Here is a 13,980-nt window from a genome sequence, read left to right on the forward strand (position 1 = left end):
CACGAGCTTCGGCACGTCGGAATCGGCCGCCAGCGACCATCCAGCACTCGCTGTTAGTAATCACGCGCGTAATAGAAACCGCGCGGGCTAGCCGCTACCCCTTTACGACGACCTTGACAAAATCGGCCTCATAGAAGCTGCAAGCGAAGTTCCAACGTTGCTTCAACTTACCGAGTCCTGGTCCGCGAGAAATGCCGGTTTTGTATCACCCGACTGTTGTTTTTCTATCATTTTTTGACGTTCCCGTAAAAGGTTTGTCAATAAGTTGGATCCTGGGAAAATGGAAGCGTCGATAGACAACCAGTCGTCAGATGGGACACGGCGCGTGCAAGCGGGTGAGATTTTGGCTCATGGATACCGGAGGTCGATCAAATTTTGGTAAACTTTGTACTTTGCTGATCATCGCCGCAGGCTCGGTTGCCGGCGTTGCGCTCAGCAATGGCCCCCCGCGCTGCGCCGTCGATGAGAATAGCAGGGCCGGCCTTGAGGATAGCCTGTTCGACGGTTATCCCGTCCTCAAGTAAGACCGGACCCTGTCTTAGTCTGGCTCTCCGTCGAAGGCGCTTCCACAGGAACCTCTTCTTTCGCTCGACGCCGCCGCCGCTCTGCGCGTTTGACGGTTTTCTCGGCAGCGTCAGCGCGATCTCCTTCCAGAATGTCCCTCTTTAGAACTTCCGCGATGAGCAGCTTGCGTATTTCGTCCTCGCTCACTTTGAGCCCCGGGAAAAGCCCGCGGAGCTGCCTCCTGATCATGGCAAGAGATGGTGCCTGCAAAATGATTTGTGCTACAACGTAACGACTCGTAGCCTCTTTATGCTTCCAATACAGATCGATCTGCGACGCGTTTCCGGCCTCCTTGCTGATTAAGTAAAGCCTCTCGAGTATCTCCGCGGTTTTGGACGACTGATCCAACAAGTCGATCTGAAAAACCAGATCATGATCGATGGGTTGCTCGAAGCGGATGCGGTGAGCCTGCCAAGCCACTCCATTTGTCAGGATTATCCATTCTACGCCCTCGCGCGATCCGTACTCGATCGCTTGGCGCAAATGGTTGTCCTTGAGATCAGTGCCGATGGATTTGACTTCGATTAGGTACTGGAGTCGCCCCCGGACCTTGACAGCGAGATCGCAGAATGTGCTGCGGATCGCGACCTCTGTTGTAATGTCCTCGTATTTGTCGTAACCGAGGATGTCCGAGAGCATATCCTTCACAATTACGGAGGTGTCAGACTCGTTCACATCCCGCTTCCGGGCGGATTCAAGAATCCTCTGGTATTTGCGTAACCCAGTTTTTGCCCGTACTTCGAAGCGACTCGGAACCAATGTCATGCGCGCCTCACGTTTTGCGTCCGCAACAACATGCGTGCTCACGCAAGTGCCAGCAACCGCGGCGTGAAGTGCCCGCCAAAGTTCGTATCGTCCCAGACAACCGCCGCTCTGCCAACGCCCTCCGTGACTAACGTCGAGGAGCTGCAACGGAACTAGCAGTTACCCTAGCGTTCGGCTCACCGGCCACCAAACCGTCCTTTGAGCTTGTTCAGCGGGACTTGATACAAAACCGGCAGTCCACCGATATAAAACCAGCACTGACAGCCAGCCTAGTTTGCGCTACGCTTGGTGGCCGACGAACGAATACGGGGCGGAGCGTCGAATAACATCGCGCGCGGACGTGATCGCATTCGATAACTCATTACGCTCGCCGGCAAAAATGGATCTGCTTCGAAGGGCGTTTTGAGGAGTTCTCGTAGCGCAGTCAAACTAACGTTGCCTCTGGAGGCTCTGTGGCTGAAGAAAGGCTTGTCATCTGGCATGGTATTCCAACCGGATCGCTTCTAAAAATCCTGGTCACGCCCGAAATGGCTACCGTCGAAGGCAGAGGCTTCTTCAAATCAGCATCGGGAAGCAAAACGCCGCTTCGATTGGGCGTGACGGAACTCGTTGATAACCCCCTCAGGGTCCCCATACGGCAGGGCGACCAATTCTTTCTGTTAATTGAGATGACCTACTTGTCGCCATCGGATACAAGTGTGGTCGTTGACGCGTCCATCGCAGATGCAGATGGGCAGCCAGTGACGAACGCGGATGGAAATGTGGTCACGCCGTTTCGTTGCGAGTATACGGGCAGCCTAGGCGGTGCAAACGCCACGGATGAAGTCCAATTCAACGTTCGAGGCGCGCGATGACCGGGGCGTGTGCTCGATGGAGTCTAATCCTCTGCATCTATCTTCTAGCGACACTGCCCGCGCAAGCTCAGCTCAATCAGACGTGCCCCGGAACAATGACGATCGGAGATTGCCTGAAACGCTTGATGGGCGAAGGTGCGGTCAAAGATGAAACTGCCAAGGCGGCCACCGGTGCAGATCTTCAGTCGGGCACCTTGAGCTCAGCAATTCGCGATTTCCTGCCGCGTGTAGCTGGCGCCGTTGTACGCCCGGGCGTAGAGGAGGACCGTACAGGTCTCGCCCTTCGTTTCAATCAACGCATTGCCTCAGCGACTGCACAGGTTGGTGTTGAGCTCAACGCCCCGGCGATTTACGCACCGTTGCTCGATTCAGTTCCCGGATCGGTTCGTGATGCCACGAAAGAGCGGCTTGAGAAATCCCTCAAGGATCAAGACGACGTCAGCGCGACGCTTGCGATAAACTGGGAGAGCCAGCGTCTCGGGCGAACGTTCGCGCCTCACCGCACGGAAGTCTCTCGACTAGTAGCGTCGATAGCAGAAGCTGGCGGCGTGGATGACGTCCTTGCACTCGGATCAATGACCGAGTTGGACGTTAGTGGGAAGCTGCAGCCAGCTCGACGCTCTGAGGAAGTCTGCAAGGATGCTAATGCTGCGCACGTTCAACTTGGTTGTTACCTACCGGCATTTGCGGACAGCGTGCGCAATGCACTCCGAGCCGAAGCGGAAGGCCTACTCGCAAGGCGTCAGTTGCGTCGAGCAGCAATGGCTGATGCAGGTCTTGACGCAATCAGCGCCTTACTGAACAATCAGCCGCAACTAAACGTGTCCGCCTCGTACCGTTACCGCGATGATCTCGTCGGTCCGCGCGAAGTTAAAGCTTCGTTTCGTTATGAGGGAAGCACGCGTAATCTCAACTGGCTGCGTAGTCAATGCCGGCGACTGACGGGCGAATGTTTCACGCCACTCGTCAACGACGAGGGAACGCGTGACGCTATCGCGCGTGCCGCCCGCTACTGGTTCGAGGGAAGCTTCGTTTATCGCCCGGCGCACGATATCTCGTTACCGCCTGACCTTGTCGCTATCGAGGAAACGCGTTCGAGTGAAGCGAACTTCGGAGTAGGCTATGGACAGTATTTCGGGAAATTGGCTGAAGGCACAAACCGACCTCGCATCGACCTCGACGCTTCCTACCGGCATCAGCTAACAGGAGAAATTCGTACAAATCGGGCGATCGCCAAGATTGCTTACACCCAGCCATTCGCAGACGCGGTTTCAGGAATCTTCCGGCGTGACTTGGGCGAACAAGCCGGAATACTTAGGCGAGGTACAGAAAGGCCGTCTCCGCCACGTTCGGGCTGACGTATAAGCTCGTCCAGTCGGGATAAAGAGAAGTGACCCTCGACGTTACCGCCGCTCTTGTGGAGCCGCCTTCAGAGCCGGTAGGTGACCCGAACGGTAAAGTGGGATCTGAGCGAGTCGAAGCACCAGCTCGGAGCGCGCCGGTCACAGATCCGGGTTTAGGTCAATGGCAGGACCGTTTGCGTCCTTTTATGCAGCGGATGTTGGGTTTGCTTAGCGGTATTTTCGTTATCGCCCTCTTCTGGCAAATGCACACCGTACAACAACGAGTTTTAGAGGGCTCGGAACTGAAACTGGATTCCAGCGCACTCGCCGGAATCGATTGCAGTTCACTTGGTCAGTCAGCCTTTGCATGTGCTCGATGGCGCACTCTCGCTGCTTTGGAGGCTAATGTAATGCAGCGCCGCTATCATCAAGCCACGGCGGCCTTGCTCGCTCGTTTGTGGTTCAAGGCACTGGGCTTCATCACAGGGATGATCCTCTGCCTCGTTGGGGCAGCGTTCATACTTGGCAAGATTAGCGACACGACGCCAGCGCAGTTACAAGGTGAGGCGCCCTCAGCAAAATTTCTGCTGACCACGACTTCGCCGGGAATCATTCTCGCAACACTCGGCACATTGCTCATGGTGGTCACGATTACCTCGAACCCTCCCACAGAAGTCAAGGACGGGGCGGCCTACAGCATTTACGATCGAATGATCGTTGGACCAGATACCGGGCTGTCGCCAACGACCGCCACCCCCCGACCGACTTACATCCCCGGGTTCACTGACACCGCGGCCAGTCCACCGGGGACACCGTGACGTCGTTAACCATTCCTTCATCCGCCGGTTTCTTGTTTCAGACACCGGGAGGTATCGTGCGAATACATCTTCGACTGGTTCTTTCGGTGCTCGCGGCAGTAGTGATCTGTGTTTCTCCCGAATCGGTCGGAGCGCAGGCACCGCCCGCTGCCGTCTTCGCCGCATATAATGCTGACCACTTCGATGAAGCCATGCGTCTCCTAGAGACCCATAGAACCCGACACGGGCCAACCGTCAGTGGAGATTTTCTCTTCGGTTCATCGCTCTGCCGAATGCGCAATGCACCGCAAGCTCAGATATCAAGAGGAATAGATCTGCTGCAGTGGATGGTATCGGAATGGTCGGCGCGTGAAGGCTACAAGATCACGCGAAGGGATTGGGACGCTGTACAGAAAGAAATCCGCTTCTGTGAAAGCCGCTTACCGTCGGTCGACGCGACCTCGATTGGACGCTTAGGATCCAGGCCTTTGGTTGTCTCAACGGCTCCAAGCACCGATTCCCCCGGCATTCGTTTCCGACCCGTCGATGCGTCGATGCTGCTAAAAGCAAGCGACCTGTCCCGAACCCTGGATTTGCTGAAAACGTCTGACGAACTAAGCAAGGTGCTGGAACGGCTTCGTGAAGGAACTAAAGGTACCTTGGCGATTCCAAAGCAATAACCGCATCAGGCAGCGCCATGGCTGCGCAGAGTTTTCTTATGAGTCGGAGGAATCGCCGATGTCACCAAGACCACGCAAACGAATCATTACCTGCCGGCCGAAGTATTTGCCGCAGGAGCATTGGATTCGCGCGGCACGTCATGCGGTCGCAATCAATCCGATGAATCACTCGCCCGGCGAAAGGATGTCGGCGGCAATGCCGGGATTCGTCGATGGCCCCATGCGAATTGCAGTGAGAACGAAAAGATACTGGGGGCCCGCGGGCGTTCATCTTACCGTCGGCTTTCTCGACAATCCCCCGGCTGCTCTCCGCAAGAAAATTCTGCTGCACATGAACGCCTGGAACAAGATGGCGAACGTGAAATTTTCTCTCTCGAACACTGATCCGGTCGTGCGTATCGCGCGCATCGAGAATGACCCGGAAAACGACGGGTATTGGTCTTATCTCGGGACAGAAATCAAAGAGATAGAACCCGATCAGCCAACGATGAATCTCGAGCAATTCACGCTGAAAACGCCGGATGCTGAATTCTACCGAGTCGTGCGACATGAAACCGGGCACACGATGGGGTTTGATCACGAGCACATGCGGCGTGAGCTAGTGCAATTGATCGACGTCAAGAAGGCCATCGCGTTTTACCGCGAAGACCAACACTGGAGTGAGCAGGAAGTGCGCGATCAGGTTTTGACCCCGATCGAGGAGAGGTCTATCCGGGGAACCCTTCATGCCGACCCAAACTCGATCATGTGCTATCAGATCGACGGCTCGATCACGAAAAACGGAAAACCGATCTTGGGCGGTCTGGACATCGACAAGCTCGACTACGAATTCGCCGGCCTGATCTATCCCAAAGCGGTGCTGGCGCACGCCAGTAAGGCGAAGAAAAAGTCCAAGAAGAAGACCCGTAGGCAGGCGTAGACCGGGAGGTACACATGCCGAAACAGATACAGACTGACGTCGCTATCGTCAGCCTCAACGGTTTACGCGCTGGCTCGGCTGCAAGACCGAAGGCCCGAGCTGCAAGAGAACTTCGCTCGGCAGCAGCGACCACGTCGGAGTCGAATGTGGGAGTGGCACTCGCAAGGAGTTTGACCGGCCAGCAGCTCGAGCTTGTTATAGAGCTTCCGTTCGTACGGGAGGCAACTGCTCGGCCATCCAAGGGAGCGAAGCGTCGTATGACTCGTCGTGCTTCAACGCCCACGGCGACTGATGATAGACCGGGGCTAACGCTTGACGTCAAGCTTGCAGATGGCGAAGAAGCAGTGATCCTACTCGAGGAGGATGGAGTTTTTTCGTGGCACCTACAAAGCGAAGAAGTGACACCGCCGGAAGCGCATCACGCGGTGCTGCGGCAGCGTGCCATATCCGGAAGACGCGCTCCGAAAGGCACTCCGCGACTCCGTGTCAAACGTTTCACCCTCACACTTCCGCCAGCGAGTAAGCCGTTAGCCCAGTCCATTGCCGGGCGTCGTCGCGGGCTGGGATCCGCCATCGGCGGATTCGTTGTCAAGAAAGTCGTAGCTCGTGTATTTCGTTTCGTCGCTGGCAAAATCGTCGGACCGATCATCCATCACATGGAACGGAACGTTCGGACTGGATTGATCCGGATGGCCGATGTCGACTGCACCAAATGGCGTCTCATGAACGACTCTGAGCAGCTCGACCTTCCAGCCGGCCGTCCACCTCGCGTACTCCTCTGGTTCCACGGCACGTTCAGCAGCACGATGGGTTCTTTTGGAGCCCTCTCTCAAACGCCCCACGGCAAAGCGCTACTCAAAGCAACGCTGGCCAAATACGACGCGGTAATCGGCTTCGATCACGCGACGATGAGCGTCGACCCTATGCAGAACGCCAGCGACATGCTCGCTCGGCTGGAACGTCAGAAGTGGCCGAAGCCGCCGGTGTTCGACGCAATCTGTTTCTCGCGCGGTGGTTTGGTATTTCGATCACTTGTCGAGTCCGCTCTCCCTGCGTCAAACTTCAAGTACACCGTTGAACGAGCCATCTTCGTCGCATCGACTAATGGCGGAACCGAGCTTGCCCGCCGCAAAAACTGGAACAGACTGATCGATCGCTACACCAATCTGGCGTCCGCGGCCTGCGCTGCGATTGGAGTAGTGACAGCCAGCTCAGTCGCGACGAAGATCCTGGGTGAGGCGATAAGAGGTGTAGGCGCGCTTGTGAAATCGCTTGCGGTCGTGGCGCTCGATGAAGGGGGCGTTCCCGGTCTCGAGGCGATGGATCCGTCAGGCGGATTTGTCCGGAAAATCAATGACCTTCAAGCTGGCCAACCTCAACCAGCCAGCAGCTACTACTGCGTCATCACGTCCAACTTCGATCCCGACAAAGCGCAAAAGACCGGGAGTACACCCGAGTTCCCGCCCGGTTGGTGGCTGCGACTAGCTGACAATCCAATCGACGAGCTGATGAATAAGGAAAACGATCTTGTAGTGGACGTTCCGTCGATGTCGGAAATCGACCTGGGCGTCGGGGATTTCATCAAGAAACGTTTCGACTTCGGCACTAACGGGGCGGTTTATCACACCAGCTATTTTCTCCAGCGGGACACATCCGCCGAATTGGCTGAGTGGTTACAGCTCGTGGTGCCTTCGCCGATGGCAGCGCCGCGGCGGCAGAAGAAACGCGTGAAGCCTCCGGCGAAGCGGCCCCAGGCGCGCGCTCGATGACCAGGCACTATCGGCGAAGCCCCTTCGGTGACTCGCCGCTGGTGGCTCAGCTCCTTTGGGATCCTGATACGAAAGCAGCAATTGGATGATAAGAAACCCGCATTGCCTGGAAGCGAACAGCCCGCATCTTAGCGATCAGGGATCACAACACGGTAATGAGGCAACTCGCGGACGCGACCCTCATCTGAAACTTCTCGTAAGCAGTGTCCTACACCTTCGACACAATTATCCACGCTTTCCGTCGCTTCATTCAGGGCGCAAGGAGAGGCAACATGCCAAAATCAGCAGCCGGCGGAGACAATGGTGAGACAATTTACGTGGACCTCACCAAATCTGAGAATGTCGATCTAACCAAGAAATCAAAGGGCCCGGCGCCGCGAGTTGTCAAGTGGGACCCTGTCCAAGCAAAGACGCAAGGCGGGCAGTGGATCGCAAAGGGAATTGTTGTCATTTTCGGCTTGTCGATTCTGTATTCCGTAGTCGTCACTAGCCTCGGAGTGTGGCAACACTCCACCGCCTCTTCGGGAGTAAAGGAGTTTGGGGATGGCCTCGATGCCATTGCGAAATTCGGCACGACGCTCTTCTCGCCTCTTCTCTCGTTCATCTTGGGATACTATTTCGGCGAGAGGAACTCAGCACAAGCGAGTTCTCCACCTCCAAACGGCAACGCCGCGAGTGATGACAGTACCGAGCTCGAGCGCAATGGGTCGCCTAGTGAGCAAGAACCAAATTCGGAACCAGCGATCGATGAAGAAACCAAAGGAAAGGAACCCCTTCCTGCTGCCGAGAAACTCGATACAGCAAGCGGGACCGGTGGCGAAACATTGCCTGTCGCAGAAGCGGAACTGGCAGCCGAAACTGCAGCGCCGCCAGTTGACAAACCCGTGAAGGAGCTGACGCCCGCTCGAGACGAACGCAAGTCGCAGTGAACCAGAGAAGACACCACGGCCACCAGAGGCTCAGTAAGCAACACTAAAAACCCGCACGTCGCCGGAGGGCGACTATTGCACGGGAAGGTGGCCGAGCCAGTCCTACTTCGGAAGAACGATTTGCTTCATGACCTTACCGCCAGGCGTTGCCACGGCGATGACGTTTCCCTTTTCCGATTCATGATGAGCGATTTGCGTTAGGCTGAACGCAGTCCGAATTACATCCGTCAAACTGCGGCCCTGTTTCGCGGCAATCGTCTCCAATTCCCGGTACACGTTGTCCGGAAGGTTCACATTGAGGCGTTTGGACATGAGACTCTCCCCTAAGGCGAGTAGTAGTTGAGTAGCTAAACCTCCGATAATGAGTAAAAGATACACATAAACAGCCGCTATTGCAAGAGTGGATTCATGTACGCTCGCATCTCCTAATCCATTTTGCCTTTTGTCAAGGCGACATAAAACCAGCACTAGACATATACAAAACCAGCATTGTCGAGCCCCCATTCCTCCCCATGTTGAGGGTGGCGTGCAGACCACTGAGATAGCGCGTCTCACAAAGAGGAGTCCGATGGCTTCCAAACCAAGAACGAGAGGCTCAAAGCCCTCGAGTTCGAACGAGTCTTAGACCTCAATGTATATCTCACTTGCTTGGGCTCCCTTCAACGAAGCGAACGCCCATCAAATCGAGGCGGAGGTCATAGCTGTTGTGATGGGTGGTGAATTCGTCAACGTGTACGTTCCGTTCCACCGATTCATCCTCGCGAACATACGCAAGGGCAAAACGAGGGATGAAATCAAGGAGCTTCAAACAGACCTGCGGGTGATTGCCAAGGACCGCTTCTCATTCATTATCGCTGCTTCCCCCTTGGGATGGTCGATGGCCCGATCAACCGACATTCCCAAAGACAAGTGCGACGGAATATCCGACTATGGGTGACCCAAACCTCAAATTCTGGAGCGTAGTACTCCCAGTCTTGGTCATGGGAATGACGCGAACTGCCCACAGTCAAACGGATGCGGGCGTTGCTAGCGCGACTCCGCCGATCGTCTTCCTCGAGAAGGCCTATTTCTCCCTTGGAACTCCGACGGGCAAGAAGCTGCTCTTTGAAGGGCAGCCCAGCGCTCACTTTTTCTTTCGAAATGGGTTGAGCAATCCGGTGTGGCAGAAGCGCGGCGGCTGGCAGTACGCCGTGCCGTTGTCGGCGTTGTTTCTCGTGCGCATGAAGGACACGGTATCGGCGCCAGTCCTGACCCCGTCGTACCGAATTCGCCCTCTATACTTACAGCTATTTCACCTCTCACGCTCTCGCAACAAGCCAGCAGATTTCCGACTCTTTGGCATTGGACTGGGGGCTACGCATTACTCGAATGGTCAGCGAGGTTGCACCTACCTTGGGTTTTTCCGCACAGCGGGAAAAGAGGAATGTGAAGTCAGCGATCCCGTCTTGGCGGGCCAGTCGAAGGCGAACCTTGAGGATGGTGACTTCTCGACAACCTATTTCTCCTTAGCTGTGAACGTTCGTTGGGGCCGCCTTCAAGCGCCCCACTCGCCGTTGGCGCGACAACTGACCATAGGCGGCGAGTTTCAGGCGCATCCCTTCAACGTTCGCCCCGGCGGGATCAATGCCGCACAGGCACGGGAATGGGGCCAACATCAGTGGAGTCTTTCGGCGGAATGGGAATATCGAATTCAAGCCCGCAGATGGCCGGGTGTCACGAGGCTAGCGGGAGATTTTACACAGCGCTTCGGTGGGCAAGTCGATAGTCCACTTAATGCTACGACGCTCGAAGCTTCTTACGTTCTCGACCGCGTAGAGCATCTTGGAATCTTCGTCCGCCAACATTTCGGATTTGACTACTACAACATCCACTTTCAAGAGCGAAAGCCGTTTTTTGCGATCGGAGTGCTGTGGGATCCTGGTCGACTGGATGTGCTAGAAAGTGACTATGACGGTCAGTAACGTATTTTCGCTCGCTCTGAAGGAGGCTTGATGCCGCAGGAACAACGAGGACGGACTCGTCCACTCACGATCATTGCTCAGGATCCCAGCGTTAAGGGAAGGGATCGCAAAATTCTTCGTGCGTCGGTCGAAATCACGGTTGAGGAACTAGGCCCGGGTCCCTGGGGTCATCGCGTTCAGGTGATCGACTCAGACGCATCTACCGGCGCGCTTTACGAGCCGCTTACGCTGCCAAAACCAGCGCATGCGATATCGACGCCAGCAGATGACCCGTTCTCTGCAGCAACAGATAAGGAGCTTTTGTCCAATCCAAAATTCCACGCGCAGAACGTCTACGCGATTGTAATGCGAACGTTGCGCCGGTTCGAGTACGCCCTCGGCCGCCGAGTGAGCTGGAGTTTTCATGGGCATCAGCTGAAAGTCGCGCCCCATGCGTTTGCGGACGCGAACGCATTCTACTCGGAGAAGGATCAGGCGCTCTTGTTCGGATACTTTCCATCGATCATCGAGGATGGGAAAACCGTCTTCACGTGCTTGTCGCACGATATTGTTGCGCATGAAACCACCCACGCATTACTGGATGGCCTCAGGACACGCTACACCGACCCGTCTTCTCCAGACCAAGCTGCCTTTCACGAAGGCTTTGCCGACGTCGTCGCCCTGTTGGCTGTGTTTTCGCTCAAGGGCGTGGTCGAGGCGTCACTAGACGCTATCGACACCAAAAAAGTCGCGGGTCCAAAGCCTCGCAAAGGCGCGCTCAAACGTGCAACTGTTGATCGGGATCAGCTCAAGCCGGACAACCTCTTGAAGTCCGCCATGTTTGGCCTGGCTGAGCAAATGGGAGGCGAGCTTAGTGCTATTCGCGGCGATGCGCTTCGCCGATCCGTCATGCTGGCGCCTGACGCCAAGATTCTTGATCGGTCCGAGTTTCTCGAGGCACACAGGCGAGGAGAGGTTTTTGTTGCGGCGATCATGCGGACTTTCGCAAAGACTTGGTCGGCGCGATTAGATCGACTAGGAGACGTGGCGCCTGGCAAGGTAGACCGTGACCGAGCTGCGGAGGAAGGCGCGACGATAGCGGATTACCTCCTCACGATGGTCATTCGTGCTCTCGACTATTTGCCTCCAGTGCACCTGGAGTTCGGCGACTTTCTCAGCGCTGTTGTAACCGCCGACGTAGAAGCACATCCTGATGACGAGCGGTATCAATTCCGCGAGCATCTTCGTCGGAGCTTCAAAGACTTCGGCATAGCTCCAGCTTCTCCCATCCGCGATCCTGAGGCTGGCCTATGGGAGCCAATGTCGGCTACGGACTTCCTTTATGATCGTACGCATTTCGATGCGATGCAGCGCGACCCGGACGAAGTATTTCGCTTCATTTGGGAAAATGCGGAGCGTCTCCGCCTTTCCCTTGACGCATACAGCCAGGTCCAAAGCGTAAGACCATGCGTTCGAATTGCCCTGGACGGCTTTGTGTTACGAGAGACAGTCGTCGAGTTCATTCAGATTCTCAAGCTGTCAGCAGCTGAACTCTCCTTTTACAACATTTTTCCACCCTTGGATATGCCTCCGTCCACAGAGGTAACTCTCTACGGGGGAGGGACTTTGATCTTTGATGACTATGGTCGGCTCAAGTTTGCTGTACACAATCGACTCATGAATTCGGAACGCCAGACTCGGCGTCTTGCGCATCTGTGGCGATTCGGGGCATATGAAAAAGGCGCCTCACTTCGTGGGGACTTTTCTGCGGTTCACCGTGTGCGCGCCACCGGCGCGCTCATTGAACACGATAGGTGGTGACGTATGGCAAGTTCATCCGGCAAGTCAGCAAAAATCGATCAGCCCGTCGCAACCTCGGAGCGAGAAACGCCGACCGCCCTCCCGCTCGACGGAGATGCGTCTGTGTATCGGAACCGACGAACAGGATCCAGTCGCCGGCGAACATTGAAAAAGCGGCCGACTCAGCCCAGCCGACCACGTAAAACCACAAAGTCATTGAAAAAAGGAGCTGCCCGGACTTCCGCGCGTCGCGCGGCGAAACGAATTCCTGGAAAAAACGGAAAGGGTAAGAAACCGAACTCTCTTACGATTCGCTCATATCAGGTCGGCTTCGGCGATTGCTTCCTACTTTCGTTTGGATACAAGCAGGGTGACGCTCGGCACCTACTGATAGACTATGGAACCACTGGTGTACCGAGGGGCATCGAAGCAGGCAAGCAGATGCAACGCATCGCTGACGACATCGTGCGACAGGTGGGTTCCGAACCTTTTGCGGTCGTAGCCACGCATAGACATCGCGATCATATCAGCGGTTTTGCGACGGCCGCTAACCATAAGGGAACAGGCGATAAGATCCGGGCCTGTAACCCCAAGGTTGTCGTCCAGCCATGGACCGAGGATCCTGCCCTCGCGCCTAAGGCGACGGGCCCGTCGGCCAGCGATGGGCCAACACTTCGCGCGCGAGGTTTTACGGCTGCTCTAAGCAACATGCATGGAATCGCGGAAGCTGCCGTGGCCGAGGCACAGAGACTCGATCAGCGTGCGCCACGCAGCTTGGTGAAGCAACTGGCGTTTCTCGGTCAGAACAACCTCGCAAATGCTTCGGCAGTCAAGAATCTGATGACGATGGGGGCCGTGCAGCGATATGTCCACTTCGGCAGTAAGTCTGGCCTTGAAAGATTCCTGCCGGGGGTGAAGACTCGCGTCTTGGGCCCGCCGACGCTCGAACAGTCGGACAAGATCGGGACTCAGCGAAGCAAGGATCAAGATGAGTTCTGGCATCTGCAGGCCTTGGCGCAGACATACGTCAGGTGGGCCACCGCTGGACGAGCAGATGCAAGCGGAGAAAGCTACCCCCGATCTGAGGCTGAACTATTCCCTGATGCTGCTCGCCTCGAGTCTCGACTTCCGCCGTACGCGCGGTGGTTTGTTCCACGCATCCGTGCTCTGCGCGCTGAGCAAATGCTCGGCATAGTGCGATCTCTTGATGACGCACTTAACAACACGAGCGTGATTTTGCTTTTTGAGGTTCGGGGCAAGAAGTTCTTGTTCCCTGGCGACGCGCAGATCGAGAACTGGCAATTCGCGCTTTCCAAGCCGGCGATTCGCAGGCTGCTCCGGAAGGTCGATTTCTACAAGGTCGGTCATCATGGAAGCCTTAACGCAACTCCAAAGACGCTTTGGAACCTGTTCGAACGGAAGACGTCACTGGATAAGGTCCGAAGCCGCCTGCGAACAGCAGTCTCGACAATGAAAGGGAAACACGGTGATTCACGACGCGGTACGGAAGTCCCGCGCAGAAAACTGATTGAGGCATTGGAACAATCCAGTAATTTCACCACCACTCAGACTATTAAGGCCTCAGCGCTGTTCGAAGACATCTCGTATGAATTCAAATAA

At 55.9% G+C, this 13,980-nt stretch carries 14 protein-coding genes; 11 read left to right on the forward strand and 3 right to left on the reverse strand.

Annotated elements, in window-relative coordinates; translation table 11 throughout:
* Nucleotides 1-516: 516 nt before the first annotated feature.
* Nucleotides 517-1,239, reverse strand: a complete 723-nt coding sequence (locus tag VES88_11990; protein ID HYN82216.1) for a hypothetical protein — start codon at nucleotides 1,237-1,239, stop codon at nucleotides 517-519.
* 542 nt (nucleotides 1,240-1,781) lie between these two features.
* Between VES88_11990 and VES88_11995 the strand changes: the two genes are divergently transcribed.
* The 5 genes from VES88_11995 (at nucleotide 1,782) to VES88_12015 (ending at nucleotide 5,922) form a co-directional block, all read left to right on the forward strand.
* Complete coding sequence (locus VES88_11995; protein ID HYN82217.1) at nucleotides 1,782-2,183, forward strand: hypothetical protein; 402 nt, start codon at nucleotides 1,782-1,784, stop codon at nucleotides 2,181-2,183.
* Between the two features lie 95 nt (nucleotides 2,184-2,278).
* Nucleotides 2,279-3,541 (forward strand): hypothetical protein, encoded by a 1,263-nt coding sequence (locus VES88_12000; protein ID HYN82218.1) that lies wholly within the window; start codon nucleotides 2,279-2,281, stop codon nucleotides 3,539-3,541.
* Between the two features lie 32 nt (nucleotides 3,542-3,573).
* Nucleotides 3,574-4,344 carry a hypothetical protein gene (locus tag VES88_12005; GenBank protein ID HYN82219.1) on the forward strand — a complete coding sequence of 257 codons (771 nt, stop codon included), beginning with the start codon at nucleotides 3,574-3,576 and terminating at the stop codon, nucleotides 4,342-4,344.
* The gene (locus VES88_12010) at nucleotides 4,341-5,003 is read left to right on the forward strand and encodes a hypothetical protein (GenBank protein ID HYN82220.1); all 663 of its coding nucleotides are present in this window, start codon (nucleotides 4,341-4,343) and stop codon (nucleotides 5,001-5,003) included. The genes VES88_12005 and VES88_12010 overlap by 4 nt, the downstream gene beginning before the upstream one ends.
* 58 nt (nucleotides 5,004-5,061) lie before the next feature.
* On the forward strand, nucleotides 5,062-5,922 hold the full coding sequence (locus VES88_12015; protein HYN82221.1) for a M12 family metallopeptidase: 861 nt from the start codon (nucleotides 5,062-5,064) through the stop codon (nucleotides 5,920-5,922).
* 527 nt (nucleotides 5,923-6,449) lie between these two features.
* On the opposite strand, the gene VES88_12020 is transcribed toward VES88_12015, so the two are convergent.
* Nucleotides 6,450-6,710: a hypothetical protein gene (locus VES88_12020; protein ID HYN82222.1), complete on the reverse strand. Its 261-nt coding sequence runs from the start codon at nucleotides 6,708-6,710 to the stop codon at nucleotides 6,450-6,452.
* 18 nt (nucleotides 6,711-6,728) lie between these two features.
* On the opposite strand from VES88_12020, the gene VES88_12025 reads away from it, so the two are divergent.
* Together VES88_12025 and VES88_12030 are read left to right on the forward strand one after the other, a co-directional pair.
* A complete protein-coding gene (locus tag VES88_12025) occupies nucleotides 6,729-7,691 on the forward strand; it encodes a hypothetical protein (protein ID HYN82223.1) in 963 nt (320 codons plus the stop codon).
* A 272-nt stretch (nucleotides 7,692-7,963) separates the two neighbouring features.
* Nucleotides 7,964-8,620, forward strand: a complete 657-nt coding sequence (locus VES88_12030; GenBank protein HYN82224.1) for a hypothetical protein — start codon at nucleotides 7,964-7,966, stop codon at nucleotides 8,618-8,620.
* Between the two features lie 102 nt (nucleotides 8,621-8,722).
* Here VES88_12030 and VES88_12035 read toward each other — a convergent pair whose 3' ends face one another.
* Complete coding sequence (locus tag VES88_12035; GenBank protein HYN82225.1) at nucleotides 8,723-8,932, reverse strand: ribbon-helix-helix protein, CopG family; 210 nt, start codon at nucleotides 8,930-8,932, stop codon at nucleotides 8,723-8,725.
* Between the two features lie 319 nt (nucleotides 8,933-9,251).
* On the opposite strand from VES88_12035, the gene VES88_12040 reads away from it, so the two are divergent.
* The 4 genes from VES88_12040 (at nucleotide 9,252) to VES88_12055 (ending at nucleotide 13,980) form a co-directional block, all read left to right on the forward strand.
* On the forward strand, nucleotides 9,252-9,557 hold the full coding sequence (locus tag VES88_12040; GenBank protein ID HYN82226.1) for a hypothetical protein: 306 nt from the start codon (nucleotides 9,252-9,254) through the stop codon (nucleotides 9,555-9,557).
* A 43-nt stretch (nucleotides 9,558-9,600) separates the two neighbouring features.
* Complete coding sequence (locus VES88_12045) at nucleotides 9,601-10,581, forward strand: hypothetical protein (protein ID HYN82227.1); 981 nt, start codon at nucleotides 9,601-9,603, stop codon at nucleotides 10,579-10,581.
* 387 nt (nucleotides 10,582-10,968) lie between these two features.
* On the forward strand, nucleotides 10,969-12,381 hold the full coding sequence (locus VES88_12050; protein HYN82228.1) for a hypothetical protein: 1,413 nt from the start codon (nucleotides 10,969-10,971) through the stop codon (nucleotides 12,379-12,381).
* Between the two features lie 420 nt (nucleotides 12,382-12,801).
* Nucleotides 12,802-13,980: a hypothetical protein gene (locus VES88_12055; GenBank protein ID HYN82229.1), complete on the forward strand. Its 1,179-nt coding sequence runs from the start codon at nucleotides 12,802-12,804 to the stop codon at nucleotides 13,978-13,980.

It is taken from the genome of Gemmatimonadaceae bacterium, from assembly GCA_035633115.1.
Lineage (GTDB): Bacteria > Gemmatimonadota > Gemmatimonadetes > Gemmatimonadales > Gemmatimonadaceae > UBA4720.